The sequence below is a fragment of the Cupriavidus sp. FW305-26 genome, from assembly GCF_058787975.1.
Window position 1 is genome coordinate 23,155 of record NZ_JBYTAH010000060.1, and the last position, 26,671, is coordinate 49,825.

Annotated in this window: 25 protein-coding genes; 7 read left to right on the plus strand and 18 right to left on the minus strand. The window is 65.9% G+C overall.

Annotation, left to right across the window (positions count from 1 at the left end):
* Window positions 1–86: 86 nt before the first annotated feature.
* Complete coding sequence (locus AC3WQZ_RS26750) at window positions 87–974, plus strand: c-type cytochrome (protein ID WP_492301565.1); 888 nt, start codon at window positions 87–89, stop codon at window positions 972–974.
* Window positions 975–983: 9 nt separating this feature from the next.
* On the opposite strand, the gene AC3WQZ_RS26755 is transcribed toward AC3WQZ_RS26750, so the two are convergent.
* Window positions 984–2,072: an acyltransferase family protein gene (locus AC3WQZ_RS26755; RefSeq protein WP_492301588.1), complete on the minus strand. Its 1,089-nt coding sequence runs from the start codon at window positions 2,070–2,072 to the stop codon at window positions 984–986.
* A 330-nt stretch (window positions 2,073–2,402) separates the two neighbouring features.
* Between AC3WQZ_RS26755 and AC3WQZ_RS26760 the strand changes: the two genes are divergently transcribed.
* The 3 genes from AC3WQZ_RS26760 (at window position 2,403) to AC3WQZ_RS26770 (ending at window position 5,686) form a co-directional block, all read left to right on the plus strand.
* The gene (locus tag AC3WQZ_RS26760) at window positions 2,403–2,867 is read left to right on the plus strand and encodes a (2Fe-2S)-binding protein (RefSeq protein WP_010813052.1); all 465 of its coding nucleotides are present in this window, start codon (window positions 2,403–2,405) and stop codon (window positions 2,865–2,867) included.
* A gap of 16 nt (window positions 2,868–2,883) precedes the next feature.
* Window positions 2,884–5,142, plus strand: a complete 2,259-nt coding sequence (locus AC3WQZ_RS26765) for a xanthine dehydrogenase family protein molybdopterin-binding subunit (RefSeq protein ID WP_011614660.1) — start codon at window positions 2,884–2,886, stop codon at window positions 5,140–5,142.
* 256 nt (window positions 5,143–5,398) lie between these two features.
* Window positions 5,399–5,686 (plus strand): hypothetical protein, encoded by a 288-nt coding sequence (locus AC3WQZ_RS26770; RefSeq protein ID WP_037023964.1) that lies wholly within the window; start codon window positions 5,399–5,401, stop codon window positions 5,684–5,686.
* Window positions 5,687–5,705: 19 nt separating this feature from the next.
* On the opposite strand, the gene AC3WQZ_RS26775 is transcribed toward AC3WQZ_RS26770, so the two are convergent.
* Both AC3WQZ_RS26775 and AC3WQZ_RS26780 read right to left on the minus strand, forming a co-directional pair.
* A complete protein-coding gene (locus AC3WQZ_RS26775; RefSeq protein WP_492301568.1) occupies window positions 5,706–7,247 on the minus strand; it encodes an MltF family protein in 1,542 nt (513 codons plus the stop codon).
* Between the two features lie 179 nt (window positions 7,248–7,426).
* Window positions 7,427–7,846, minus strand: a complete 420-nt coding sequence (locus tag AC3WQZ_RS26780) for a hypothetical protein (RefSeq protein WP_492301570.1) — start codon at window positions 7,844–7,846, stop codon at window positions 7,427–7,429.
* Window positions 7,847–8,244: 398 nt separating this feature from the next.
* On the opposite strand from AC3WQZ_RS26780, the gene groES reads away from it, so the two are divergent.
* The 3 genes from groES to AC3WQZ_RS26795 all read left to right on the plus strand — a co-directional run bounded on the left by groES (window position 8,245) and on the right by AC3WQZ_RS26795 (window position 11,566).
* Entirely contained in the window at window positions 8,245–8,535 is a 291-nt protein-coding gene (groES, locus tag AC3WQZ_RS26785; RefSeq protein ID WP_010813047.1) for a co-chaperone GroES, read from the plus strand.
* A 46-nt stretch (window positions 8,536–8,581) separates the two neighbouring features.
* Window positions 8,582–10,225: a chaperonin GroEL gene (gene groL, locus AC3WQZ_RS26790; RefSeq protein ID WP_010813046.1), complete on the plus strand. Its 1,644-nt coding sequence runs from the start codon at window positions 8,582–8,584 to the stop codon at window positions 10,223–10,225.
* Between the two features lie 381 nt (window positions 10,226–10,606).
* Complete coding sequence (locus AC3WQZ_RS26795) at window positions 10,607–11,566, plus strand: fimbrial protein (protein ID WP_011614663.1); 960 nt, start codon at window positions 10,607–10,609, stop codon at window positions 11,564–11,566.
* A gap of 41 nt (window positions 11,567–11,607) precedes the next feature.
* On the opposite strand, the gene AC3WQZ_RS26800 is transcribed toward AC3WQZ_RS26795, so the two are convergent.
* The 15 genes from AC3WQZ_RS26800 to AC3WQZ_RS26870 form a co-directional block, all read right to left on the minus strand.
* A complete protein-coding gene (locus AC3WQZ_RS26800; RefSeq protein WP_492301573.1) occupies window positions 11,608–12,393 on the minus strand; it encodes a metallophosphoesterase in 786 nt (261 codons plus the stop codon).
* Between the two features lie 210 nt (window positions 12,394–12,603).
* Window positions 12,604–13,578 carry a type II secretion system F family protein gene (locus AC3WQZ_RS26805; protein WP_492301574.1) on the minus strand — a complete coding sequence of 325 codons (975 nt, stop codon included), beginning with the start codon at window positions 13,576–13,578 and terminating at the stop codon, window positions 12,604–12,606.
* Between the two features lie 80 nt (window positions 13,579–13,658).
* Window positions 13,659–14,636, minus strand: a complete 978-nt coding sequence (locus AC3WQZ_RS26810) for a type II secretion system F family protein (protein ID WP_492301577.1) — start codon at window positions 14,634–14,636, stop codon at window positions 13,659–13,661.
* A 45-nt stretch (window positions 14,637–14,681) separates the two neighbouring features.
* On the minus strand, window positions 14,682–16,052 hold the full coding sequence (locus AC3WQZ_RS26815) for a TadA family conjugal transfer-associated ATPase (protein WP_010813041.1): 1,371 nt from the start codon (window positions 16,050–16,052) through the stop codon (window positions 14,682–14,684).
* 61 nt (window positions 16,053–16,113) lie between these two features.
* Window positions 16,114–17,307, minus strand: a complete 1,194-nt coding sequence (locus tag AC3WQZ_RS26820; RefSeq protein WP_010813040.1) for a CpaE/TadZ family protein — start codon at window positions 17,305–17,307, stop codon at window positions 16,114–16,116.
* A gap of 23 nt (window positions 17,308–17,330) precedes the next feature.
* Window positions 17,331–17,789, minus strand: a complete 459-nt coding sequence (locus tag AC3WQZ_RS26825; RefSeq protein WP_010813039.1) for a TadE/TadG family type IV pilus assembly protein — start codon at window positions 17,787–17,789, stop codon at window positions 17,331–17,333.
* Window positions 17,786–18,295: a TadE family protein gene (locus tag AC3WQZ_RS26830; protein WP_492301579.1), complete on the minus strand. Its 510-nt coding sequence runs from the start codon at window positions 18,293–18,295 to the stop codon at window positions 17,786–17,788. Before AC3WQZ_RS26830 ends, AC3WQZ_RS26825 begins: the two co-directional genes overlap by 4 nt.
* Window positions 18,296–18,304: 9 nt before the next feature.
* On the minus strand, window positions 18,305–19,561 hold the full coding sequence (locus AC3WQZ_RS26835) for a pilus assembly protein TadG-related protein (protein WP_492301580.1): 1,257 nt from the start codon (window positions 19,559–19,561) through the stop codon (window positions 18,305–18,307).
* Between the two features lie 24 nt (window positions 19,562–19,585).
* Complete coding sequence (locus AC3WQZ_RS26840; protein WP_492301581.1) at window positions 19,586–19,927, minus strand: hypothetical protein; 342 nt, start codon at window positions 19,925–19,927, stop codon at window positions 19,586–19,588.
* 34 nt (window positions 19,928–19,961) lie between these two features.
* A complete protein-coding gene (locus AC3WQZ_RS26845; protein WP_492301584.1) occupies window positions 19,962–21,830 on the minus strand; it encodes a type II and III secretion system protein family protein in 1,869 nt (622 codons plus the stop codon).
* A 63-nt stretch (window positions 21,831–21,893) separates the two neighbouring features.
* Window positions 21,894–22,736: a Flp pilus assembly protein CpaB gene (gene cpaB / locus AC3WQZ_RS26850; protein ID WP_492301585.1), complete on the minus strand. Its 843-nt coding sequence runs from the start codon at window positions 22,734–22,736 to the stop codon at window positions 21,894–21,896.
* Window positions 22,737–22,780: 44 nt separating this feature from the next.
* Entirely contained in the window at window positions 22,781–24,199 is a 1,419-nt protein-coding gene (locus AC3WQZ_RS26855; protein ID WP_010813033.1) for a DUF8689 domain-containing protein, read from the minus strand.
* An 86-nt stretch (window positions 24,200–24,285) separates the two neighbouring features.
* Window positions 24,286–24,819 (minus strand): A24 family peptidase, encoded by a 534-nt coding sequence (locus tag AC3WQZ_RS26860; RefSeq protein ID WP_492301586.1) that lies wholly within the window; start codon window positions 24,817–24,819, stop codon window positions 24,286–24,288.
* A 55-nt stretch (window positions 24,820–24,874) separates the two neighbouring features.
* Window positions 24,875–25,048 carry a Flp family type IVb pilin gene (locus AC3WQZ_RS26865; RefSeq protein ID WP_010813031.1) on the minus strand — a complete coding sequence of 58 codons (174 nt, stop codon included), beginning with the start codon at window positions 25,046–25,048 and terminating at the stop codon, window positions 24,875–24,877.
* A gap of 92 nt (window positions 25,049–25,140) precedes the next feature.
* Window positions 25,141–25,329 (minus strand): Flp family type IVb pilin, encoded by a 189-nt coding sequence (locus AC3WQZ_RS26870; RefSeq protein ID WP_010813030.1) that lies wholly within the window; start codon window positions 25,327–25,329, stop codon window positions 25,141–25,143.
* Between the last annotated feature and the right edge of the window lie 1,342 nt (window positions 25,330–26,671).

The following is a 26,671-nucleotide window of genomic DNA, read 5'->3' on the forward strand; positions in this document are numbered from 1 at the left end:
CGCCGCTATGTGGCCTGCCCCACCGACAGCCCCCCGCCCACTGGCGGCAAGCTGCTGCATCCAGTGCGGCAGACAGGGGAAGGCAAATGGCGCGATTTCTGCGGGTGGCGGCATGGGGGCTGGCCGGCACGGCTGTCGCCGTGGCCGTGGGGGCCTATGCCGCGGTATGGGTCGGCGAGCGCAAGGCGTCGCGCATTGTCGAGGTCAAGGTTTCACCCATCGCCATCCGTGAAGATGCCGCCGGCATCGCGCTCGGCAGGTACTTGTTTGAATCGCGCGGCTGCATGGAATGCCACGGTGCCGGCGGCGGCGGCAAGCAGGTGATCGACGACCCCGGCGGCCTGCGCGTGCGCGCGCCGGACCTGACGCGCGCCAATCCGGACATTGCCGCCTACCAGCCGGTTGACTGGGTACGGAGCATCCGCCATGGCGTGGCGCCCTCGCACCGGCCGCTGCTGATCATGCCCAGCGAGGACTACAACCGCCTGAGCGACGAGGACCTGGGCGCGCTGGTGGGCTACCTGCGCAGCCTGCCGCCGGCGATGGGGGCGCCCGCGGAAATCCGCATGCCATGGCTGGTGCGGGCGCTGTACGGCGTGGGCATCGTGCAGGACGCGGCCGCCAAGATCGACCACAGCTTGCCGGTGCAGCCTGCAATGGTGCCGGCGCCCACGGCCAGGTACGGCGGCTACGTCGCCAATGCGTGCCTGGGATGTCACGGGCCGGACTTCCGCGGCGGCAAGATCCCGGGCGCGCCGCCCGACTGGCCGCCCGCGGCGGACCTGCGCCCCGTGCCGGGCGGCGCCATGTCGCGCTACGGCCAGGCTTCGGCCTTTATCGCGATGATGCGCAGCGGCAAGCGCCCAGATGGCACCGAAGTAAGCCGCGTGATGCCGTTCGATTCGTTCGGACGCATGAACGATACCGACCTGACCGCGCTCTATCTGTTCCTGGCCGGCATGCCGCAGCGCTGAGCGCGCGCGTCAGCGCCGCGCCAGCCGCCGGCCGGCGGCGATGCCGGGCAGCTCCACCCAGCGGTGCAGCAGTAGCGCCAGCGCCAGCGCCAGGCCGGCATCGATGGCAAAGCGCAGCAGTTGCAGCGCGGTCTGGTAGGGCGCCAGTTCGGGCATCAGGTGCTTGACGCCCTCGATCACGGTGGGGTGCGTCAGGTACAGCGCATACGACAGTTCGCCCAGCCAGACCAGTACGCGCGGCACGCGCAGCACGCCGGCGTGCTCGGCCGCCACGGCGCCGGCCAGCAGCGCCGCCGCGGGCAGCCCGCGTCCGGCCAGGCTGAAGTCGGGCCCGACCAGCGGCAGCGACAGCGCGAACGCCGCGCAACCGGTTGCCAGCATGCCCACCGCGATGGCCGGCGTCAGCAGGTGGCGCCAGCGCGCGTAGGCCCACGCCAGTCCGCAGCCCAGCAGGAATTCCAGCACCAGCGGATTGCTGGCCATGGCCAGCCACGGCGTGGCGAACGGGTAGCCCTGCGCCGGATCTGCCGCCAGCGCGCCGAAGCGCCACCACGGCAGCACCAGCGTGGTCAACGCGAAGACCCCCAGCACCACCAGCAGCGCGCGCCGCCCGGCCAGCAGCAGGCCGAGCGCGAAGGCGGCATAGAACGCCAGCTCATAGTTGAGCGACCAGCCCACGTACAGCGCCGGGTAGCCATAGTACGGCGCGTGGCCGGTGGCAGTCGGCAGGAAGGCCAGCGACGCCGCGAACACCGCCGGCGTGACCGGATTGAGCAGCAGCGCATGGATGGCCGACATGGTCCAGTACGGCGGCGCCAGCCGGCAGCAGCGCCGGATCATGAAGCTGAGCGGGCGCTCAGGCTGGGGCCGCGCCAGCACCGCGACCCAGGCGATGATGAAGCCGCTGATGACAAAGAAGACGTCCACGCCGACATGGCCGCGCTTGATCACGTTGTCGGTCAGCCAGTTGAGCGCCGGCGCATCGGCGCCGCCCAGCGCCAGGCCGGAGTGGTAGACCACCACGAACGCGGCGGCCAGCCCGCGCAGGGCCTGGATGCTGTCGAGCCGCGCCACTGACGGGGACTGGGCCGCCGGCACGCGCGTGGCAGCGGTGGCGTGCGGGACCGGTGCCGCGGAGGCGCCGGAATAAGTGTGTTCTGGAACAGTCGATGGCACTGTTGCGGCGGCAGAAATCGGAAAGCGAAGGGATTCATGAGGGACAGCCGCCACATGCCCAAAGTTCGTGCAAAACGGCTTCGGGGGCAGGGTAGTGCGCATGGTGTCCGGCAAGGTGACCGAAATTGCACTATCCTCATTTGTCCTTTGCGCCAGGCTGCGGCGCATGGGCAGTGCCCGCGCGCCGCACGATTGCGCCCGGCGGGGCACTGGAAAGAACCAGCGGGCAACGTACCCAAGGAGTGTCCCCCCATGACCACCCTCAATATCAACGTCAACGGCAAGACCCGTGAAGTCGACGTGGACCCGTCCACGCCGCTGCTGTGGGCGCTGCGTGACAACCTTGAAATGACCGGCACCAAGTTCGGCTGCGGCATGGCCGCATGCGGTGCCTGCACCGTGCACGTCAACGGCCAGGCTACGCGCAGCTGCGTGACGCCGGTATCCGCGGCTGCCGGCGCGCGCATCACCACCATCGAAGGCATCGGCACTGACAAGGTCGGGCGCGCCGTGATGGACGCCTGGCTCAAGCACGACGTGGCGCAATGCGGCTACTGCCAGAACGGCCAGGTGATGAGCGCCATCGGCCTGCTGCGCACCAAGCCGCGGCCCACCGACGCCGACATCGACCAGGCCATGGCCGGCAACCTGTGCCGCTGCGGCACGTACCAGCGCATCCGCGCGGCGATCAAAGACGCCGCCCGTGCGCTGGCCTGAGCGGGAGGAAACCAATATGCGTATCCGAGGCATCGAAGCCCTGGCAGGCGGCCAGGCCGGCAATAGCGGCGAAGCGCGTCCGAACACCGGCGTGGCCACGCTGGACCGCCGCAGTTTCCTGAAGCTGACCGGCCTCGCCGGCGGCGGCCTGGCGCTGGGCGTGGCCCCGCTGGTGCAGGCACAGGAGGGCGCCAAGCCCAAGGCGCCGCCGCCGGCGCCGCAGGCATTCCTGATCATCGCGCCGGACAACACCGTGACTGTGGCCGTGAACCGGCTCGAATTCGGCCAGGGCGTGCACACCGCGTTGCCGATGGCGCTGGCCGAAGAGCTGGACGCCGACTGGCGCAACGTGCGCGCCACGCTGGCGCCGGCCGGCGATCCGTACAAGGACCCTGGCTTCGGCATGCAGATGACCGGCGGCTCCACCGCGCTGAACCACTCGTTCCAGCAGTACCGCGAACTGGGCGCGCGCGCCCGCGCCATGCTGGTGGCGGCTGCCGCGCAGCAATGGAAGGTCGATCCGGCCAGCTGCAAGGTGGAGCAGGGCGTGGTCACGTCCGGCAGCCACCGGGCCACCTTCGGCGAACTGGCGCCGGCGGCGATGGAGCTGCCCGTGCCGCAGCGGGTTACGCTGAAAGACCCGTCGCAGTTCCGTATCGTCGGCAAGCCCACGCCGCGGCTGGATGCGCGCGGCAAGATGGACGCGACCACGCCGTTCGGCATCGACACGCACCTGAAGGGCATGGTGGTGGCCGTGGTGGCGCGCCCGCCGCGCTTTGGCGGCAAGGTCAAGAGCTTCAGCGCCGACAAGGCGCGCGCGGTGCAGGGCGTGCGCGGCGTGCTGCAGGTGCCGGTCGACCGCGGCGGCAGTGGCGTGGCGGTGATTGCCAGCGGCTACTGGCCGGCCAAGATGGGCCGCGATGCGCTCGAGATCCAGTGGGAAGACGCGGGCTCGAAGGTGTCGTCGCAGGCGCTCTTCGACGAATACGCAAGGCTGGCCGGCCAGCCCGGCACGGTGGCGCGCGCGGGGAGCGGGGATATCGGCTCGGCCATCAACGGTGCCGCGCGCAAGATCGAGGCCGACTTCCGCTTCCCGTACCTGGCGCACGCGCCGATGGAGCCGCTGAACTGCACGCTGCAGCCGGAAGTGGCCGGCGGCAAGGTGCAGTCGGTCAAGGTCTGGGTGGGCTCGCAGTTCCAGACCGTCGACCAGGCCGCGGTGGCGCGCACGCTGGGGCTGGCGCCGGACAAGGTGGTGCTCAACACCATGATGGCCGGCGGTGGCTTCGGCCGGCGCGCGGTGCCGACCTCGGACTACATCGTGGAAGCGGCCAACGTGCTCAAGGCCTGGGTAGCCGCCGGCCACACCGAGCCGCTCAAGGTGGTGTGGAGCCGCGAGGACGATATCCGCGGCGGCTACTACCGACCGCTGCATCTGCACCGCGCCCGCATCGGGCTGGATGCGCAGGGCAAGGTGGTGGGCTGGCAGCACACCATCGTCGGTCAGTCGATCCTGAAGGGCACGCCGTTCGAGCCCTTCATGGTCAAGAACGGCGTCGACGCCACCATGACCGAAGGCATCGTCGAGAATGACTATGACCTGCCGCTGCAGATGTCGGTGCACCATCCGCAGGTGGACGTGCCGGTGCTGTGGTGGCGCTCGGTGGGCAATACGCATACCGCCTTCGTCAAGGAAACGCTGGCCGATGAAATGGCCGCAGCCTCGAAGCAGGACCCCGTGGCATTCCGCCTGGCCCGGCTCGACGAGAAGAAGCACGCGCGCCACCGCGCCGCGCTGCAGCTGGCGGTGGACAAGTCCGGCTATGGCAAGCGCAAGCTGTCCAAGGGCCATGCCTGGGGCGTGGCCGTGCACGAGTCGTTCAACACCGTGGTGGCCTACGTGGTCGACGTCTCGGTGGTGAAGGGCGAGCCGCGCGTGCACCGCGTCACCGCCGGCGTGCATGCCAACCGCGTGGTCAACCCGATGTCCGCCGAGGCCCAGATCCAGGGTGCCTGCATCTTTGGGCTGGCCATGACCAAGCCGGGGTTTGCCATCGAGATCGAGAACGGCGCCGTGAAGAACAGCAACTTCCCGGACTATCCGCCGCCGCGCATCACCGATGCGCCGGTGGTGGACGTGTTCTTCGTGCCCTCGCAGGAGAACCCCACCGGCCTGGGCGAGCCGGGCGTGCCGCCGATCGCGCCGGCAGTGGCGAACGCGCTGTTCACGCTGACGGGCAAGCGCCAGCGGCAATTGCCGTTTGTGATGGCTTGATGGTCTGACCGCAGCCGGCCGCCGAAGGGGAGGTGCAGCCGCATCGCGCATCCCCCGAATGCGGCTGGCACGCGCTATTTGTTGTAATCGCACCAGTCTTTGCCGGGCCGTGGCTCCACCCTATTGCGTTTGCGCGGCGAGCCGCGTAGAACGGGAAAAACTGCGCGCAAGGAACAGCGCGGAAAAAAATACGCCAGCACCGCCCTGCCGCCGCGTTTCGCGGACCGGGGGCGTGCCCGGAGACCGAGGTGTGATCATGGAGACCCAGGAAAGTACGCTGACCCTTGCGCTGATGACCGAGCCCGCGCGGATCCGGATCTGCCGGGCGCTGCTGGAGGCCGGCGAGGCGGGCCTGCCGGCCACCGACCTGGCGCAGGTCGCACGGCTGAGCCTGGCGCGCGCCGGCCACGTGTTCCTGGAACTGGTGCAGGCCGATGTGCTGGCGCTGTCGATCCAGGAGCGCCGCGTTTGCTACGTGCTCAAGGCGCGCCGCGCCGTGACCGAGGCACTGGGCTATATCGACGCCAGCGGACTGGCCGACTGATCCTTGCGGCGTGGCCGGGCTACTTCCGGACTTCCTTCAGTGCCCGCTCACGCGCGGCCTCCCGGTCCTGCGTGAGCCGGTAGGCCGCGTAGTACTTGTAGATATTGCGCACATAGGTGGTGGTTTCGATGCCGATCTTCTCCGCCACCACGATCTCGACATTGTTGAACCACTTGTCGGGATCCAGCCCGCGCGCCGCAGCCTCCTTGCGCATCTTGGCGATATTGCCGGGCCCGGCGTTGTAACTGGCAAAGGCGAACAGCGGCCGGTTGGATTCCGAGAAATGCGCGTCGGGGAAGTACTTCGTCATTAGCCGGTCCATGTACTTGGCGCCGGCGTGGATGTTGGACTCGACCATCTGGATATTGCCCACGTTCAGTTCCTTGCCGGTGGCGGGCATGATCTGCATGATGCCGACGGCGCCCACGCGGCTGCGCGCCTGCTGGTTGAGCTGTGACTCCTGGAAGCCCTGTGCCGCCAGCATCAGCGGGTCGAAGCCATAGTCCTTGCCATACTTCTCGAAGAAGGCAACGGTCTGCTGGAAGCGCTTGTATTCGGCGTCCTCGGTGTTGTTCTTGATCTGCTTGACCCGGCGCATGGATTGCTTGATCAGGTATTCCGCCATGCCCTGCTTCTTGACGTAATTGACATAGAAATCGTCAATGACCTGCCGCAACTGCGGGCTGTCCTTGCGGAAGGCCCAGCCGACATAGCCGCCTTCACGCACCGCCAGGTCCTGGCGCACCTTGATGTCAGGCAGGATCTGCGCCCACATTGCGGCCTTCCAGTCGTCGACCACGACGATCTCCAGCAGGCCCGCGTTCAGCATCTCGAGCACGTCCTCGTCTTCAAGGGCATCGGGCAGCAGCACCAGCTTCATCGGCGCCTTGCCGGACTGGCGCAGGCGGTTGTTCAGTGCAGTCAGGCTGTCGTAGTAGCTGCTCGCGCGGCGCACGTGGACGGTCTTGCCCGCCAGGTCGTCCAGGCTCTTCAGCGCCGGCGACTTGGGGCCGGTCACGATCAGCTCGCGCACCGGCTTGCGGTCGCGCGGCGCGGCAAAGTCGACCAGCTTCAGCCGGGCCTCGGTCTCGGTCAGGTTGCCGGCGGCGATATCGCCCAGGCCCGCCGCCAGGTCGGGCAGCAGCCGGTCGCGCGTGGTGGGGATGATGATGACGGTGAGCGGGCGCTTGCCAAGTCGATTGGTGTAGGTCTTGTTCAGGTAGCGCTCGAATTCCCGCACCAGTTCTGCGGTAATTCCGCGCTCGTGGCCTTTGTCGCTGAAGTAGAGGGTGCGGCTGTAAGGCACCAGCACGCGGATGACGCGACTGTTGACCATCACATCGAAGTCGCCCATGCGCGGCTTGTTGGCCAGGTTGAGGCCGCGCGGCCTGGCGACATCTGCCTTGCCGGTTGCGGCTTTCGCCGCGGGGGCCGCAACGGGCGCGGACGCCGGCGCCGGCTTCTGCTGCGCTACGGCAAACGTGCTGCACAGGCTGAGTGCGCCCACCAGGCCGGACAGGAGAAGGCCTGCGAACCAGTGGCGTGGGTGGGCAGCGGACATGGCGCAGATGGCAAGCCGGGCAGAAAGGCGCACGACTCGCTCGTATCGAGTCTAGGCGCGATCCTGCCTCTTGCAAGCCGCCAGGGTCCGGATGCTGCCGAAGGGCAAACGGGAGGGGTATGTCTGGCACGAAGAAGGTGGCCGGCTGATCCCGGCCACCCGTCTCGCAAAGGCTGGCGCTATTGCTTTGGTGCGGCCATTTCCTGCTTGGCCGTTGCATCGGCTGCCTTGTTCTCTACTTTGCGCTCCTGCTTGGCAGCGCCGACTTCTTCCTTGTACTCACCCTTGGCCGCCTTCTTCTTGGCCTTGTACTCGGCGGCGGCCTTCTGGCGCGCCTCGCGGCGTTCCACCAGCGGGTCCTTCGGCGGTTCGATCTGGGTCATGCCGGGCGGCACGCCCTGGGCGCCTGCCGGCGTGGCAGAGGTTGCCGGCATCGCCGGGGTCGCGGGCATGCCCTGGGCAGCAGGGGTTGCCGGCGTGGCCGGGGTAGCGGGGGTGGCGGTTGTCTGGGCAATGGCCGCAGCGCAGCTGAGGCCAGCCAGGCCTGCGGCAATCACGCTGGCGATTCGGGTAAGGCGAGCAGGCTGTTTCGTATCCATGGAATACCTCCAGAGTCGCTGTCGGAGGCGCCGGCAACGGAAGCGCTCGGCGCGGCGTACGCCGTACATCCGGCCAAGACGGGCGCGCGGCGACAAGCCCAGTCTAGGTAGCGGCACCACGTTGCGCTGTCAGGCACACGCCCGAATGGGTGCCGGGATTATTCCTACAGGCGGGTCGTTGCCGGCCGGGAGCCCATGCCGCGCAAGGCATCAACCGCTCCTCGGGAAAACCCGCATCACACCCGCGTCTTGAAATGCCCCTACCCCGTCCCTATAATTAGCACTCGTCAGGGGTGAGTGCTAACAGCCTCCTGCGACACCTGAACATTTCTGACGGCCGTCGCCTCGGTAGCCGGCCGATTTGTGATCAAAAACTCACTTTGTATCTAGGAGTCCGTATGAATCTGCGTCCTTTGCACGACCGCGTGATCGTGAAGCGTCTGGACAACGAAACCAAGACCGCGTCCGGTATCGTGATTCCCGACAACGCTGCCGAGAAGCCCGATCAAGGCGAAGTGCTGGCAATCGGTCCTGGCAAGAAGGATGACAAGGGCAACAACATCGCCCTCGACGTCAAGGTCGGTGACCGCGTGCTGTTCGGCAAGTACGCCGGCCAGGCCGTGAAGGTGGAAGGCCAGGAACTGCTGGTCATGCGCGAAGAAGACATCATGGCCGTGGTGAACAAGTAATTCACCAACTGACCGCCACCCCGTACAGATTTCAGGAGATTCAAGAATGGCAGCTAAAGACGTAGTGTTCGGCGACGCCGCACGTGCCAAGATGGTCGAAGGCGTGAACATCCTCGCCAACGCAGTCAAGGTGACCCTGGGCCCGAAGGGCCGCAACGTGGTGCTGGAGCGCAGCTTCGGCGGCCCGACCGTGACCAAGGACGGCGTGTCCGTGGCCAAGGAAATCGAGCTGAAGGACAAGCTGCAGAACATGGGCGCCCAGATGGTCAAGGAAGTGGCTTCCAAGACCAGCGACAACGCCGGTGACGGTACCACCACCGCTACCGTGCTGGCCCAGTCGATCGTGCGCGAAGGCATGAAGTTCGTTGCCGCCGGCATGAACCCGATGGACCTGAAGCGCGGCATCGACAAGGCTGTTGCCGCCGCCGTGGAAGAGCTGAAGAAGGTCAGCAAGCCCACCACCACCAGCAAGGAAATCGCCCAGGTTGGCGCGATCTCGGCCAACAGCGACACCTCCATCGGTGAGCGCATCGCCGAAGCCATGGACAAGGTCGGCAAGGAAGGCGTGATCACGGTTGAAGACGGCAAGTCGCTGGCCGACGAGCTGGAAGTCGTGGAAGGCATGCAGTTCGACCGCGGCTACCTGTCGCCGTACTTCATCAACAACCCGGAAAAGCAGGTTGTCCAGCTGGACAACCCGTTCGTGCTGCTGTTCGACAAGAAGATCAGCAACATCCGCGACCTGCTGCCGGTGCTGGAGCAAGTGGCCAAGGCCGGCCGCCCGCTGCTGATCGTCGCTGAAGACGTCGAGGGCGAAGCCCTGGCGACCCTGGTGGTCAACAACATCCGTGGCATCCTGAAGACCGCCGCCGTCAAGGCCCCGGGCTTCGGCGACCGTCGCAAGGCCATGCTGGAAGACATCGCCATCCTGACCGGCGGCACCGTCATCGCTGAAGAAATCGGCCTGACGCTGGAAAAGGCTGGCCTGAACGACCTGGGCCAGGCCAAGCGCATCGAGATCGGCAAGGAAAACACCATCATCATCGACGGCGCCGGCGACGCAGCTGCGATCGAAGGCCGCGTCAAGCAAATCCGCGCCCAGATCGAAGAAGCGACCTCGGACTACGACCGTGAGAAGCTGCAAGAGCGCGTGGCCAAGCTGGCCGGCGGTGTTGCCGTGATCAAGGTTGGCGCTGCCACCGAAGTCGAAATGAAGGAAAAGAAGGCCCGCGTGGAAGACGCCCTGCACGCCACCCGCGCTGCGGTGGAAGAAGGCATCGTCCCCGGCGGTGGTGTGGCCCTGCTGCGTGCCCGCGCTGCGATCTCGGCACTGACCGGCGAAAACGCCGACCAGAACGCCGGTATCAAGATCGTGCTGCGCGCCATGGAAGAGCCGCTGCGCCAGATCGTGCTGAACGCCGGTGAAGAAGCTTCGGTGGTCGTTGCCAAGGTTATCGAAGGCAAGGGCAACTACGGCTACAACGCCGCTTCGGGCGAGTACGGCGACCTGGTGGAAATGGGCGTGCTGGACCCGACCAAGGTCACCCGCACCGCACTGCAGAACGCCGCTTCGGTGGCTTCGCTGATGCTGACCACCGACTGCGCAGTTGCCGAATCGCCGAAGGAAGAATCGGCTCCGGCAATGCCGGGCGGCATGGGCGGCATGGGCGGCATGGAAGGCATGATGTAATTCATCGCCGACCGACTGCCCTCACGGGCAGGCTGTCTTGGAAAACCCCCGCGGGTGCGAGCCCGCGGGGGTTTTTTCGTTCCGGGCAGCGCGACGCTCGCGCCTTGCCATGCACGAGCGCAGAAAACTCTCACCCTGATCTAAGGCTTGCCCTATTTGTGGAGCGGAAGGCGCCGGCTACATTTCTAATCGCCGCCTATTGAACCCGCGGGCAAATCCCGGATCAACCCACCTCCTAGCATGGCTGCCATGGAAAACGAAATCACTACATCGCCACGACGCTGGCTGGTTCATGCCACCGCGTGCATCAGGCGCGTGCCTTCGGTGCTTGCCTGCGCGGCACTCATGTGCCTGGCATACGCCCAGGCGCATGCTGCCTGCATGGGAACCACCGTGACCTCGCCGTTCCTGCCGGCCACGGTGAGCATCAGCAAGACCACCGGCATCGGCCAGGTGATCTCCAGCGCCACCATTACCGTAACGGTGACGTGCGACGACACCGGACTGCGGCATCCATCTACCAATGGCTGGGCCCTGAACTACACGCCGCAGACGCCGCTGGTGGCGACTTCGATCTCGCAGCAGACCTTTGCCACCGCCATGCCGGGACTGGGCTATCGCATGTACATGCCCGACGGCAACCTGATTGCACCGACCAGCTACGGCACCAACGGCGGCGACAACTTCGGCGCCAACTGCATGGGGGCGGCTTCGGGCGGGGTGCCTTGCACGATGCCGCTGGGCACCTCGACCCAGACCTTCCGGTTCCGGCTGGACCTGGTGCGGACCAGCACGGTGCTGACCAGCGGCACGTTCAGTGACAGCCTGATGCGCTTCGGCTACCAGGACAGCTGGACGGGGGGCTCGGGACCGGGGCCGTGGACGGCCCAGTTCGGCGAGCAAATGACTTCGCCAGTGACCTTCCGCTTCATTCCGCCAAGCTGCAACCTCAGCGCCGGCACGGCGAACCAGGTCATTACCTTGCCCAAGATCAGCGCCTCGTCCCTGCCCACCATCGGCTCGACCGCGGGCGCGACGAGATTCGGGCTCACTCTCGAGAATTGCGTCACCCAGTCGATCGTCACGATGAACATCAGCGGCGATGCCACCGCCGTGGGCAGCGTCCTGCGGAACAACGGCTCGGCGCAAGGCGTTGGCCTGCAGATGCTGAATGGCGGCCCGGCGGGCACCCCGCTGCCGCTCAACGCCGATGTCGGCATGGGCAATGTCGGCGCGGCAATGACCATGGCCATTCCGTTGGGGGTGAGGTACTACCGGGTAGGCCCGGTCACGCCAGGCACGGTCGACAGCGTGGCAACGGTCAATTTCAACTACAACTGAGGGATGCGCGCGGCAAGGGCTGAGGCCGGCTCCGGCGCGCGTCAGACCACAACCACGCAGCACCAGTCGAAGCGCTTGTTTTCCAGCTCGCCGGTGCGGCGGCTGACGTAGCCGCGGGGGTTGCAGACCACGCGCGAATCGTCGATGCAGTAGTCGAAGCTGGTGTGGGTATGGCCGTGGATCCACAGGTCCGCCTTTGCTACCAGGTCGGGCCGGCGCGACAGGAAGCCGCCCGAGACCAGGTCGTGCGAGTAGCGCGGGTCCAGGCTGCCCAGGTCGGGGCCGTGATGCGTGACCACCACGGTCTTGCCATCGTAGGGCTGCGCCAGTTGCGCCGCCAGCCAGGCCGACGCGGCCTGGTGGCGCGCCAGCGCGTCCTGGGGCGTGAAATGCCGCGGACGGCCGTCGTCGCCGTGGAGTTCGATCAGGCGGTGATCCAGCATCACAGCCGCGCAAGCCTGCATCGCGTCATCGCGCCGGTCGGTGCCGAACAGGGTGTAGTCAGTCCACCAGGTGGTGCCGATGATGCGTACCCGTCCGTGCGCGCCATTGAATTCGGCCACGGTGCCATTGAGCACCTGTATGCCTGGGTGCGCCTCGGTGGCTTCGGCCATCAGGTGGTCCACGGTATCGAAGTTGCTTTCGTAGTATTCGTGATTGCCGGGCACATAGACCACCGGCTGGCTGAAGGTGCGCGCGGCCCAGTCGATGCCGTCGCGCCCGTTGGCGATGTCGCCGGCCAGCACCACGACGTCGGCATCGCAGGCAGGCACGGACTGCGGCATGTTGTGCTCGATGTGGAGGTCGCTCAGGATGCGTAGCTTCATGGGGACTCCGGAGGCGCATGGGGCTCGCTGCATGGGCCGCTACGGCGGCGGGTAATTGCCTGCATTCTTAATAAGCCAGCCCGTCTGGTCAAGTCCCGCGAATCCCGACGAAAAGCAAAAAAGCCCGGAACCAGGTCCGGGCAAGTGACTGTCTAGCCGGCATTGCACCGGGAGACAGCCGGGGGAAACGATCACGGTTTCCCGGAAGTATTACCCTCCCTGTCCGGCCATGGTCGGCAGTAGGACGCGATAGATCTGGATAAAGGCTGGCCCGAGCAGCACCAGCAACAGCGACGGGAAGATGGTGAAGATCAGCGGGAACAACAGCTTGAGCGCGATCTTGGCGGCTTGCTCCTCGGCCCGCATGCGGCGTTTGGTGCGCAGCATGTCGGACAGCACGCGCAGGGACTCGCCCAGGCTGGTGCCGAAGCGGTCGGCCTGGATCAGCATGGAGGCGAACTTGTCCACGTCCTCCACGCCTGTACGCAGCGACAGGTTCGACAGCGCCTTTTCCTTCGAGAAGCCCGAGCGCAGCTCCAGCAGCATCAGCTGGAGCTCATCGGCCAGCACCGGGCAGCGCAGCGCCAGCTCGTCGGCCACGCGCATCAGCGCTGCATCGAGCCCGAGGCCGGCCTCCACGCAGACGGTCAGCAGGTCGATCACGTCCGGAAACTCTTCAAACACCGTACGCTGGCGCTGCGCGACCTTGCGCGCGAGAACGACGTTGGGCAGGTAGTAGCCGATTGCCCCAAGCACTGCCAGCAACGCGAACATGATATTCCGGTCCTGCAGGCTGGGCTGGCCGGCGGCTGCCAGCAGCCCGATCATCGGCAGGGCGATGGCCAGAACGGTCTTGGCCGCAAAGTACAGCGGTGCGGCACTGGCATTGCGCCAGCCGGCGTTCATGAAGCGCACGCGCAGCTGCGAGCTCTCCCACCCCTCCTTGGGCAGTGACAGCCGCGATACCGGCTGCGCCCATTGCACCAGCTTTTCGTATAGCGGATTCTGCTTGCCAGGATCAGCCCCGAGCTGACCCGCCTGGCCTGCAATCTGCTCCGCCCGCCCCCGCAAGCGGTTGGGCGAGAACACGTAGAGCACCCCGAACACCGTGCCGAACGCCGCCACGAAGATCAGCGCGAGCACGACAAACTGGTCCGCCTGAAACCCCTGGATAATGCCTTGCATGATGGACTCCCGTCAGGATAGCTGTCCAAGCCCTGCTTCTTCGAGCACTGCATGTACTTGTGGAACCGCACGCTGCACATTCATACCCGGATACGGATGATCTTGCGCATCCACAGCACACCGAAGGTCATTGATACCAGCGCGCCGCCGATCATGCGCAAGCCAATCGGGTCCTCCCACAGCACCTTCATGAAGCCTGGATTCACCACCAGAATCAGCCCGGCAGTGCCGAAGGGCAACAGCCCCAGCACCCACGCGGACATCTTGCCTTCCGCCGACAGCACACGGATCTTGTCGAACAGCTTCAGCCGCTCGCGCACCATCGTGCCGATGGTGTCGAGGATCTCCGCCAGGTTGCCGCCGCTTTCACGCTGGATCAGCACCGCGATGACGAAATAGCGCAGGTCGCCCACCGGTACCCGGATGGCAAGGTTGGTCATGGCCTCGTCCAGTGCCACGCCATAATTGATTTCCTCGAAGGTGGTGCGGAACTCCGGCCCGATCGGGGCCTTCATTTCCTGCCCGACCATGCCGAGCGCGCCACTGAATGAGTGCCCGGCGCGCAGGGAACGGCTGATCATGTCGACGGCATCAGCCAGCTGTGCCTCCATCCGCTTGATCCGCTTGGCGCGCTGGCGCATCACATGCAGCACTGGCAGCAGGGCGGCCAGCGCCGCGCCGGCGAGCACCAGCGGTACCGGGATCGGCAACAGCGGAATCAGTGCCACCGTGCACAGCGCCACCATCGCGCAGTAGCCCAGCAGTTGCGCCACCGACCAGGTGCTGCCGGATTGCTCCAGCCACCGGTCCAGCGCGCCCACGCGGGGCACGCTCATGAGCCACTTCTGCAAGCGCGGCGAGCCTGCCAGCATGCGCTTCTTCAGGATCGACAACTGCTCTGCGCTGACATGTCCGCCCGCCGACAGCGCCCGCAGCCGCGCCTCGATGCGCTTGGCCGCGGGGCCATGGGCGTTGCTCCACCACAGGTAGATGCCCTCGACGCAGAGCACCACGGCCACGAACAGCAGGATGCCGAAGGCGTAGAAGATCGTGCTCATGTGTAGCTCCCCGGGATTGTTTGCTGTTGTATCGTGCCAGGCGGATCAGACTTCGAAGCGCTTGGCCGGGTCATAGGTCTCATCCGGCAGCCCCACGCCGAACACGCGCAGCCGCTCGGCAAACTTGGGATAGACCCCGGTCGCCCGGAAATTGCCGCGGACCGTGCCATCCTTGTCCACGCCCGTGCGCTGGAAGGTGAAGATCTCTTGCATATTGATGATGTCACCCTCCATGCCGGTGATCTCCTGGATGCTGATGATCTTGCGCCGGCCGTCGGTCATGCGCGCCGCCTGCACGATCACCGTAATGGCCGAGGAGATCTGCTGCCGCATGGCCTTGGCCGGCATGGTCAGGCCGGCCATGCTGACCATGTTCTCCAGGCGCGTCAGCGCGTCGCGCGGGGTGTTGGCGTGGATCGTGGTGAGCGAGCCCTCGTGGCCGGTGTTCATTGCGTTGAGCATGTCCAGCGCCTCGCCGCCGCGCACTTCGCCCAGGATGATGCGGTCGGGGCGCATGCGCAGTGCGTTGCGCACCAGTGCGCGCTGGGTGATCTCGCCCTTGCCTTCAATATTGGGTGGTCGCGTTTCCAGCCGCAGCACATGGGGCTGGCGCAGCTGCAGTTCGGCCGCATCCTCGATGGTGACCACGCGCTCGTCTTCCGGGATAAAGCCCGACAGGATGTTCAGCAGCGTGGTCTTGCCGCTGCCGGTGCCGCCCGACACCAGCACGTTGACCTTGGCCTGCGAGAGCGCCTGCAACAGCTGCGCCATCGGCGGCGTCAGGCTGCGCAGGTTCACCAGGTCGGACACCTGCAGCGGATTCACGGAAAAGCGGCGGATCGACAGCAGCGGCCCGTCGATGGCAGAGGGCGGGATAATGGCGTTGACGCGCGAGCCGTCGGGCAGGCGTGCGTCGACCATCGGGCTGGTCTCGTCGATGCGGCGCCCCACGCGCGACACGATCTTCTCGATCACCTTCATCAGGTGCGCGTCATCGTAGAACACCACGTCGGTCAGTTCCAGCTTGCCGCGCCGCTCCACATAGGTCTGGCGTGCGGTGTTGACCAGGATGTCCGACACGGTGGGGTCATGAAGCAGGGGCTCGAGCGGGCCGAAGCCGAACATCTCGTCGTAGATCTCAACCGTCAGTTGGCGCCGCTCGTTTTCGTTGAGCAGCACTTTCTGTTCGTCGATGATCAGGTTGACCAGTGCAGCGATCTCCTGTCGCACCTGCTCCTGCGGATAGCGCGCCAGCCGCTCCAGCTCCACGCGGTCCAGCACGGTCTCGTGCACGTCGCGCTTGAGTTGGTGGTAGCCGCCCGACACGGAGGCTGCCGACGTCGCAAACTGGATTGCGGCGTGGCCGTTGGCAGTGAAGGCAGGCCCGGCATTGGCCAGCTGCTCGCGAATGGACATGATGAACTCCTCGTTATCGGCTTCGGTTGGCCGCCGCCCAGGCTGGCCGTTGTCAGGGTATTCAGGTGCTCCGCGCGCGCAGCATCAGCCTGCGCAGCGGCGATACCGATTCGGGCCTGCTGCGCCGCTCGGCTTCCGGCGTGGCGCACAGCTGCGTGGCCATGGCCTGCAGCGCGCGCGCCATGGCGCTGCGCCGGCTCAGCTTGGCGACAGGCTCGCCGTGGCTGACGGCCTCATCCACGGCAGCGGGGTCGTCGGGCAGGGTAAAGGCGGCCTTCATGCCGAAGATCTCCTCCATCGTTGCGCGCGGCATCTCGTTCTTGCGGCCGGTGCGGTTCAGCACCAGGCGGACCTTGTCGGTGGGGTAGTGCAGCGCACGCAGGATATCGAGCAGGCGACGGCCCGGTCGGCCGAAAGAGAGGGCTGGCTCGGCCACCACGCAGATGCGGTCGCTGTGATCCAGCATGCCGATCGACAACGGGTCGATGCTCTGGCCCAGGTCGAAGATCACGAAGTCATAGGCCGGCTGCACCACCGAGAGGATCCACTCCAGCTTGTCCTTCTGGATCTGGCTGGCCTTGATTGGATCGGCCGCACCCGCCAGCACGTCGAAGCCGTTGTCCACATGCACCAGGCAGGCTTCCAGGAAGGCGGCATCCATACGGTCGATCTGGCTGCAGATATCGGGCAGTGTGGAGGGCGGGGTCTTGTCGCTGACGATATAGGTCAGGTCGCCGAAGTGCCGGTTTAGGTCCACCACCAGCACGCGCTTGTCAAGGTGCCGGGCCAGCGCGTCGCCCAGATTGGCCGCCACGAAGCTGGTACCCGCGCCGCCCTTGCACGAGATTACCGAAATCACCTGTCCGGTTTCTTGCGCACGCGGCACGTGGCCGACTTCCACGCGCTTGAGCGCCTCGGCCAGTTGCCCCTTGTCCAGCGGCCACGACAGCACATCGCGGATGCCGGCACGCATGGCCTTGATCAGCACCTCGGAGCTGGGTGCCTGCGTGATCAGGATGCAGGGCAGTTCAGGGTGTTGCTGGCGCAGGGTCTCGATGGCGTGCATCTGCGAGGCATTGATGGCCGGCAGTTCCAGGATGAGCAGGTCGGCCATGCGCAGCCGGCTGGCATGGAACGGGAAACGAGACAGGCCTTCCTGCAGCGTCATGGCCTGGAAGTTGCCAACTACGGTGCTGAGCCGGTTGATCTCGGCCAGCCGGTCGGCGTCTTCGGAAACGATCAGAATTCTGAGCATGGTGTGCTCCTGGTTCATGCGCGCTAGTTGCAGATCTTGCCGCTGGTGGCAGAGTCAAGGCTCTCCCGCGGCAGCGTGGTGGAGAACGGAGGCATCGATACCGTGATCGGAACGACCGGAATGAAGGTCTTGACCGAGACGTCAGCCACACTGACGGTGACGGAGCGGCAAGAATTGCGCGCGGTGTCGGCGTCGGCGTCGCAGCCACTTGGCTCGTAGGCGACCTGGATATTGGTGTCCTTCAGCAAGGGCATCAGATACGTCATCCTGTCCTTGATGGCTGTGTCTGTGACGTCGCACACCACCGCGATGCGTGCACCCAGTCGGGTGGCTTCGCCGGCGGTGTTCCAGTAAAACAGCACGCGAGAAAATTCTGCAATGCCGATCAGCAGCATGAAGAAGATGCTGGCAACCAGGGCGAACTCGATGGCGGTTGCGCCGGCCTGGCGTGAACGCTGGTGCATGGCACGGATTGGAGTCATAGCACCTGCCTCATTACCGTTGCGATATCGGAGAACGCCAGGGCTCCCACATTGAGGTAGGACTGGATTGGCGAGTAGGTAAAGCCCGAGATCTTCACTTCAACCAGGTTGATGGTGCCCGCCGGCGTGCCTGAACTGCCTCCGCCTTCATAGATGGGGACGTTGGCAAACTGCTTGCCGCCGCAGCCGGTCGATTCAACGCGGTCGCAGACGACTACCATCGACGGGCTGAGGCCTTTCACAAGTACCGTGCCGCTGCAGGTGGTCTTGCCATAGACGGCAATGCATTTCGCCTGGTCCAGCGGGTAATTCGGCTCGCTGGGCGCGTACTGCGACAGGAAGCGTGCCGCATCACGCGTGGCCTTGGCCAGGGCGTTGTACTGGTAGATGGCGCGCCCGAACTCCGCCACCCCGGTCACCAGCATAAGCAAGGGCACCAGGATCAGCGCGAACTCCACGGCGACCGCTCCGCGTCGATTGCACCTGCGTTGCCTGCATCGCTTCATGATCGGCTCCTATTGCACCAGCACCGGCACGCGGGGACCAGCACCCGTGCTGGATCCGGGCACGCCCTGAGTCGCGCACGGGCTGGTTGGATCCTTCGAATCGCCAAGGTACTCGATGTAAGTCACATCCTTTACGCTGGGCTCCTGCATGGGTTGCACCATCAGCATGCAAGCCCAGGAGTCCACCGTGGCTTGCTTGGTAGCGGCAAGGTCATTGCAGTTCACCACTGGTACCTGTACCAGCCTGCGGTCGGCGCCAGCCTGGTGGACCAGCTTGGTCGACGGCGTGCCCTTGGTCTTCAGCCCGCTGTTCGCATCGGTCTGGTACGGTTCGTTGGCGCCCCGCTTCTGGATGAAATCCGCGTAGGCGTTGCCGCCGTTGGGCGGATTCCATGTCGTGACGCTGTACGCATAGCCCGCAAAGTCCGGCGCGCCATTCTCCGGCCCCTTGTAAGAGCCGGTATAGATACCGAAGCGGGTATTCCACGCCGGTATCAGCGCTGAGATGCCGCCTGGCTGGCCAACCTTGGAGCCCACTACCGACAGGTCGCACTGTCCGCTGCCGGCAAGGAGGTCTGCCAGTTCGGAGGCGCCGCCTCCCGGGGGCGAAAGGTCAGCCCAGCCAAAGCTGCCGGGACCGTACGGATCCGACTCGTCCTTGGACTTGATCCAGTCGCCCCGGTTGTAAGCGGTTCTCACCGGATTCGCCGTTTGCGGCGTGCAGATATAGACCGGGATGGCACAGGCGGTTTGGGCGCTGGTAGTGGTCGCGACAGCCATGGCATTGACGGTGCTGGGCTTGATATCCATGCCTGGCAGCGCGTTGAGGACCTGGATGAACCAGTGGGCAATACCTGTGCGCTCGGCCGTGCATTTCACGTATTTGACCTTGTCGAGCGAGTACGGCACCTTGTCCTTGGTGTAGAAGGTATTGTCAGGTGTGTCGCTGTATGAGACGTTGAGGTTCTCAAACATTTCCACTGCCTTGCCCTGGAACAGGGCGGCGTTGCTTGTGCCCGTTGTGAGGCCGGCCGCCTCGGACACGAGCAGCGGCGTGGCCCCCGTTACGTCGCGCGCAGCAGCCAGCGCGCAAGCATCGACGCTGTTCTGCAGCTCGCTCTTGGTTACATAGAGCTTGCCCAGATCAAGTGCCAGCCCGACAAAGCCGATCAGCACTGCCAGCGACAGCCCGACGATGATGGCAACTGCGCCACGCTGGCGCGCGCGCCGTATCAGCCTGGGTCGTGCGAAGCCCGATGTAGACATGATCGCCTCCCGCGGTTCCGGTGCTCAGCGGCTGCCGCCGCCACCACCCACGCCCACGCCGCCATAGCCGCCTGCGCCGAAATCGATGGTCATGGAGGGGGCGCCGCCTTGCTGGCTCTTTGACAGCGAGCGGTCGAAGTTCTTCATCGCCGCCACGGCGGTCTTGCCGTCGGTGCCGGTGACGGTCGGAAGGCCGGCAGGCGCGTCGGGATTGATGATCTGCATCTGCGTGACGGTGGCCAGCGCGACGCCGCGCTGGCCGTCCCATACCGGCGTTGAGGTCATGCAGGCCGACAGGCCCAGGCAGGCCAGGCTACCCAGCACCACGACGGTGGCGCTGCGCGAAAGCTTCGGTGTCTTGTTCATGGTCGTTCTCCGGTTCTGCTGGTGGCGCGGCGGATCAGTTGCCGCCCGATGCGGTGCGGCCGGCCATAGCGGCGGCCCTGGCCTGGGCCAGGCGGGCGGCGGTGGCTTCGATGCGGGCGATGCGCGCGGTGGTGTCCTCGGCCGGCGGCGCGGCCACCGTGTTGCGGGCGAGCGCCGGGGCTGGCAGGGCAGGAAGCTTGCTGGCGCCGGCAACTGGTTCCCGCGTAGCCGGCGCAGGCTCATCCAGAGGCTTGCCATTCGGCACGGCAGAGACCGAGGTGTTGGGCGTGCCTTCGCTGCGCGGTGCCGTAGGCGGCGTGGCGGGCGCTGCGGCCGGCGCGGCGGGCTGCGACGGCGCCGGCGCGGGTTGCGGCGCGCGCTTGCCGTCGCCTTCCATATTGCCCATGAAGTACAGCGACAGCGGGTTGGGCGTGGAGAAGCTGTCGGTCGGCAGCGGGTAGTTGCTGGTCTGCATCGGCTTGACCAGGCGCGGCGTGATGATGAACACCAGCTCGGACAGGTCCTGCTGGTACTGCGTGCTGCGGAACAGCGTGCCCAGCACCGGCACTTCGCCAGCACCCGGCAGCGCCTTGAGCGAGCCGCGCGCGCTGTCGGTCAGCAGACCGCCGATGGCGAAGCTCTCGCCGTCGCGCATCTGCACGGTGGTGGAGGCGCGGCGGGTGGTGATCACCGGCAGAATGGTCTGGCCTGCCAGGGTGCCGCCACGGATGGTGGCGCCCGTGGGCGACAGTTCGGACACTTCCGGCGCGACCTTCAGGTGGATGCGGCCGTTGGCCAGCACGGTGGGCGTGAACTTCAGGCCCACACCGAACTCTTCCTCCTGCAGCGTGACGGTGCCGGCCCCGTTCAGCACGTTGGACTGCGCCACCGGGATATAGATCTTGCCGCCCGCCAGGAAGCTAGCTTCCTGGCCGCTGATGGTGACCAGGTTCGGCTCGGCCAGGATCTTGACCAGGCTGTCGTTCTTCTGCGCATCGATGGCGAACTCGAATGGCCTGTTGTTGGCCTTGCTGCCGAAAAAGGCCGCCGACGCGCCGGTCAGCAACGACGTTACCAGACCGCCGCTCCAGGACCCGAAGCCGCCCTGAAGATTCACCGCGGAACCGAGCTGGTTCAGCAGCGTCTTGGACACCTCCGCCACCTTCACTTCCAGCATCACCTGCTGCGGTGTGTCGACCGACAGCATGTTCAGCACGCTGCCCTTCTTGTTGCCGTTGCCGTTGCCGTCGCCGCTGTGCGCAGCGTTGGCGTAGGCCTGGGCGATCTCCATTGCCTGCTGTGCGGCCTGCGCGTTGGTGACGCTGCCGGTCAGCACCAGGTTATCGGCCGCGGTCATGACGCGGATGCCGGGCTCGCCGGGCAACAGCTGGCCGAGCGAGGTCTGCAGGCCGCCCGCATCGGCATTGACCACCACGTTGATGATGGTGCAGCTGCCGCTGCGGCCCTGCACAATCATGTTGGTGGTGCCCACCGTGCGGCCCAGCACGTAGAGCGTCTGCGGCGACACCATGGTGGCCTGCACGACGGCGGGATTGCCCAGCGTGCGGTTGCGAACCGGCTCCGGCAGCGTGATCAGCTGTGACTTGCCGACCGCCACCATCACGCTGGATTCGCTGCGGATCGCGCCGGTGCAGTTGGGCCCGCGCGCCTCGCCTGAAGTCACGGGCGGAGCCGACGCGGCCGGTGCGGCGGCTCCGGGCGTCATGCTGATGGTCATCTGCATCGGGCCCTGGGGGGCCTTGGCGGCAGCCGGTGCGGTTGCCTTGGTCAGGTTGCCAGCCTCAATGGCGGCCTGCGCCGCAGCAGCCAGCGGCGTGCAGAGGATGGCGGCCAGCACCAGGATGCGGGTGCCGCCTGCAGCTTCGGATCGTTTCTGGTTCATTTTGAATCTCCCCCCGGAGAGGCTGTTGCAGCTCAGAATTTGTTGGATGGCTGGCGTAGGTGCTCAGAAGCACTCGACGCCACCCTGCATGCCTGCCAGCACGCCGATGCAATTGCCCGAGCGTGCGGGCGCCGCCGCTACCGTACGAGTCTTGACTACGGTGCGCGTCTCGGTCTTGGTCACCACCTTGGCCGGTGCCTCCGGTGTCTTGCCAAGCAGCGTTCCCTTGGTGGCGCCGCCGGTGCTGATGTCGGCCACATCCAGCTGGTTGCGCAGCACCAGCGACAGCGTGCCGACGCTACGCGCCACGTCGAGCTTCTCGGCCTGTTCGGGCGTGACTTCCAGCGTCACCGCATTGACCACCTTGGGCTGGGTGTCGTCGCGGCTGACCTGTTGCGCTACCGCCAGCACCAGGATTTTCTCGAGCACGATCTTCGAGATGCTGCCGCTCTGCGTGGTCTTGGCTTCTTCGTTGGTATTGACGATCACGTCGACGTAGTTGCCCGGCAGCGCGAAGCCGGCCACGCCCACCACGTCGTTGACGCGGACCGTGATGGCACGCTTGCCGTCATTGATCACGGCGGACAATCCACCCTTGGTGCCCACCGGCGCCAGCTTGGCGTCGAGGACGGGCTCGCCGCGCTGCAGGCTGGTGCGGACCACGCGGCCCTCCAGCGCCTTCATGTCCTCAAACGCGCCGGGCGGCACGCTGCCTGTCGGCCAGCTGACAATGCGCAGCTGGCTGCCGTTGAGCGGCTGGCCGAGGTTGAGGTCGTTGGCGGCGACGACCACCTGCCTGACCGAGCTGGACGACTGCTGGACCAGCCATCGCGACGCGGATACCACTGCCGCCACGCCGGCGACGAGGGCAATCAGCAGCATCAGGATTGCGCGTGTGTTTTTCATGATGATTCTCCCCCTACAGTTGTCCGATGGTTCGGTGGTGCAGTTCAGCTTGCGGCGCGATGGTCATCCGACCATCGATGGCCAGCGCCTAGCGATGGCATGGCATCGGCCGAAGCGCGCAGCCCGTAGTAGCCTTGCCATGCAGACACCAGGCCTGCCTCGGTAACCTGTGCGGCATGGCCGTGGTAGCGCACGCCCGAGTCCACCAGGCGCAGCAGGTCGCGCGGGATGCAGGCCAGCAGCGGCGTATCGCTGGCGTAGTGCAGGCTGTCGACCAGGAAATCGAACATCGCATCCGTGCTGGTCAGTCCGAAGCCAGCGGCGGTGCGTTGATAGACTTCGCGGTAGTCGTCGACCGACAGCGGGCCCACGTAGAGCTTGCTGCCGAGCCGGCGCAGGAAGGCGTCGTCGCCCAGCTCCGACGGTTCGAGGTTGGTCGAGAACACTGGCCAGACATCGAACGGCACCGAGAAGCGCACGCCGGTTTGCAGCGTGAACATGTCAATGCTGCGATCCAGCGGCACGATCCAGCGGTTCAGCAGGTCGCTGACGCCAACCAGCTGGCGGCCCAGGTCATCGATGATGTAGATGCCATTGTTGGCCTTCATGTGAGGAGGCGCCTGGTAGAAGCCGGAGACGCGGTCATAGCGCAGGTCCAGCATGGATAGCGTCAGCTCGCCGCCGGACAGCACCACCGGGCGATGGCACAGGACCCAGCGGCGGTCCAGCGAGCGGCGCGCCAGCGAGGCTTCGCTGTCGTCGAACGGCACATGGACCAGCGGATCGAACACCTGGATGATTTCGCCGGCGACGGTGATGGCATGCGGCACTGGTACCGCGCCAGGCAGCAGCGTGCCCAGGCGCTGCGCCAGGTAAGTCTTGCCACTTCCGGGCGGGCCGTAGATCATCAGCGCGCGGCAGGTGTTCAGCGCCATGCCGATTGCGTCGAGCAGATGGACCGGGATCACCAGGTCATGGAAGGCGGCAGTAACGTCCGCCTTGGTCACGGAAGCTTGGTTGACCGAGTGGCGCTTGATGGCATCGAGGTACGCATCCAGCGTGACCGGCGCAGTGCCGACATAGCTGCAGCGCGCCGAGGCTTCCGCCGCGCGGGTATAGCCGGCGTCAGTGAGCCGGAAGCGCACATCCAGGTCGCTGGCGCCGCGGTGCGCGATCTCCAGCAGGCGCTCGCGCACGGCGACGGCCGCGATTTCATTGACCACCAGTGCCGGCAGCTTGAGCGTGTCGGTCAGTACTGCCAGCGTGACGGTGCGGTGCTGGTAGGCGGCCTTCATCAGCAGCCCGAGCAACTGTGCGATCTCCAGGCCGGTATCGGCAATCGTGCGCGGCAGCACGTGCCAGGGCGGCACCGGCAGCGTGCCATGCTCGGCATGGACATTCCTGCCGGTCGCGACGGGCTCAAGGAGCCGTGGTGCGTGACCTGAGTCGTGATGCTCGTTCATTGCCATCCCCTGTTCGCTGGTCAGTGTGTTCTCGTTCCTGCAGGCGCCCGTGACTGGTCGGCGCGTTGTGTCGCTTGTGGCTTGTGTCATGTGCCGGCAAAGAGCATCGTCAGCGTCCCGGCGGCAATCGCTACGCCGTAAGGCATGGAGCCGGCTGACGCCTCGGCTTGCGGTTGCACCGGCCGGGAACCCGGCACCAGGGCGGCGATCAGCATGTGGCCCACTCGGGCGAGGGTCGAGCGTCCCTGTCCTGTGGCAAGCACCTGTACCAACGCCCAGGCCCCACCAATCACGCAGGTTGCCAGTGCGATCTTCAGCGCCATGCTGCCGCCGAGCCAGGCACCCACGGCTGCCATCAGCTTGACGTCGCCGGCCGCCATGCCGCGCATCAGATAGAACGGCAGAAACAGCACCAGGCCCACCGTCCAGCCATAGAGCCACGCCAGCGAACCGGCGGCAGGGCCATGAATTGTTGCCATCAAGGGCAGCGCAGCGATCCAGGCGCCGAAGGTCAGCCAGTTGGGAATGCGGCGGCGGTCCAGGTCGATGGCCGCGGCTGTGAGCACGATGCCGATCGTGGCGGGGCCAACGAGGGGGGCGAGGGCAGTGGCGGCTTGCATGGCGATAGTGGAAGGTAGCTTGGGTTGTGTCCGGGGCGTGCGCTGGTCGGATAGATCAGGGCATCCTGGAGGCGATCAACTCGTACATGGCTTTCACGGCATTGCTGAGCGTGGCGACGGAAACGACAATTGCCATTGCGATCAGACTGCCGAGCAATGCGTATTCGATAGAGGAGACACCCCAGTCGTCGCGCAAAAAATCTTTTGACCTGGCGAGGAGCTTCGGCATTTGGCGTCTCCGGTGTCTGTGTTGGCGTGTCGAGCGGGAGTCCGTGCCGCATGGCCGTCCGGAACAGGGCGGCCATGCGTGCGGATCGGCTATCAGGCCGGTACGGCGTTGGTGAGGGTATCGCCGATGTATTTGAAGATGAGGTTCAGGTTCGTGCCAATAAGCGTCACCGAAACGATGATGACAACTGCGATGAGTGCGGCGATGAGGCCATATTCAATGGCGGTCACACCGTCTTCATCACGGATGAACTGCTTGATCATGGTGGTCAGGTTTTGCATGACAAACTCCTTTGGTTGGGAACAAGCACTGCAGAACTTTGGAACTGCAGATAGGGCAACAACGGCATCTGATATCAATGCTTGGAAATCCGGCAGCAGGGCGGCGCGCAGATTGCGCAGGCGTGAAATGGCCACTGGCCGGGACCGCCGTGCACACCGCGTGGGTTGCGTGACTGCAGCCGGCGTTGTGCCGACGCATGCATGCACCGCGCGGCGTGCTGCACATGGCCTGCACGCGCCATGCAACGGAACTGCGCGCTGCTGGTGCCCCTGGCAGCAGCAGCGTGGCCGATATTCCGGTGTGGCATCGCAGGTTGGCGTGCGACTGGCATGGTGAAACTCCCCTTATCTTTCTGGAACTGATGCCGGCGAACGTTGCGCCGGCATCGCGGCAGTCAGGACTGCGGTGCCGCGTGCCTGACATAGGCAAACGCCAGGCCAGGCCAGTGGAAACCGTTGTGCCACAAGGGTTTGCGGGTAGCGATGCGCGGTGGCCGCAGGCTCGGCGGGCCTGCAAGCGGCTTTTCGGCCACGCTTCGTTGCTGGGTGGAAACGCGGGTCTTGCAAGCCATTCCGGACCCCGCTACAGATGTCCTAGATCGCGGGAAGTGCTCAAGTGGGCCGCGCTGACGAAAGAGGGCGGCAATTTCATCCAAAAGCATGAGGCAACGTTCGCGCCGAAGATCGGCATTCGTCGCAGTCGGTAGTCCTCCTGGCTGCTTCGCTCCCTTTTTTCCGGTGACGGCCAGACTGACGGATGAGAACGCCTTCTGCCGAGGCAACGTTTCCGGATCGAAACATTGCAAAGTACGCCAGGGCCGCGAGAGTGCCTGCAGGTTTCACAGACACTCCCTGCAAACCCTTGTGTGCAGGGGGCTGCAGGCTCGCGCGGGCGCGTGATTCACGTTGGAAACATGGCATGTGAGATGGCTGTTCTTCGCTGCAATCGCAGGCGTGCGCAGGGGTGGGCGCGCAATCGACTTGCGAAGGGGGAGCCGCGCGACAAGGCATGCGGTTCACGCAGGCTTCGCGTCTTGTCGACGGCCTGCCGGGGGGGGCGGCGCTGCGGGGTATTGGGTGTGTATCGCGATTGGAGTTCGCGCGTGGGCGAGAGCCGTGGCAGGTGCGGGGGGCAAGGCAGCCACCTCGCATTGCCGATGGCCGCAGGGGCTGCGCTATAAGCTGTGATCCGATGCGCCCTGCGGAGCGGGGCATCGCATGAGCGCGGAAGCTCAGCCCAACGCTGCCTGCAGCCATGCAGTGCCATGGCGTGGCCCGCCACGGCCACGCAGGTGGGCCGGGACGCCCGCCATGCCGCAATGTGCGACGCGCGCTGCAGGCT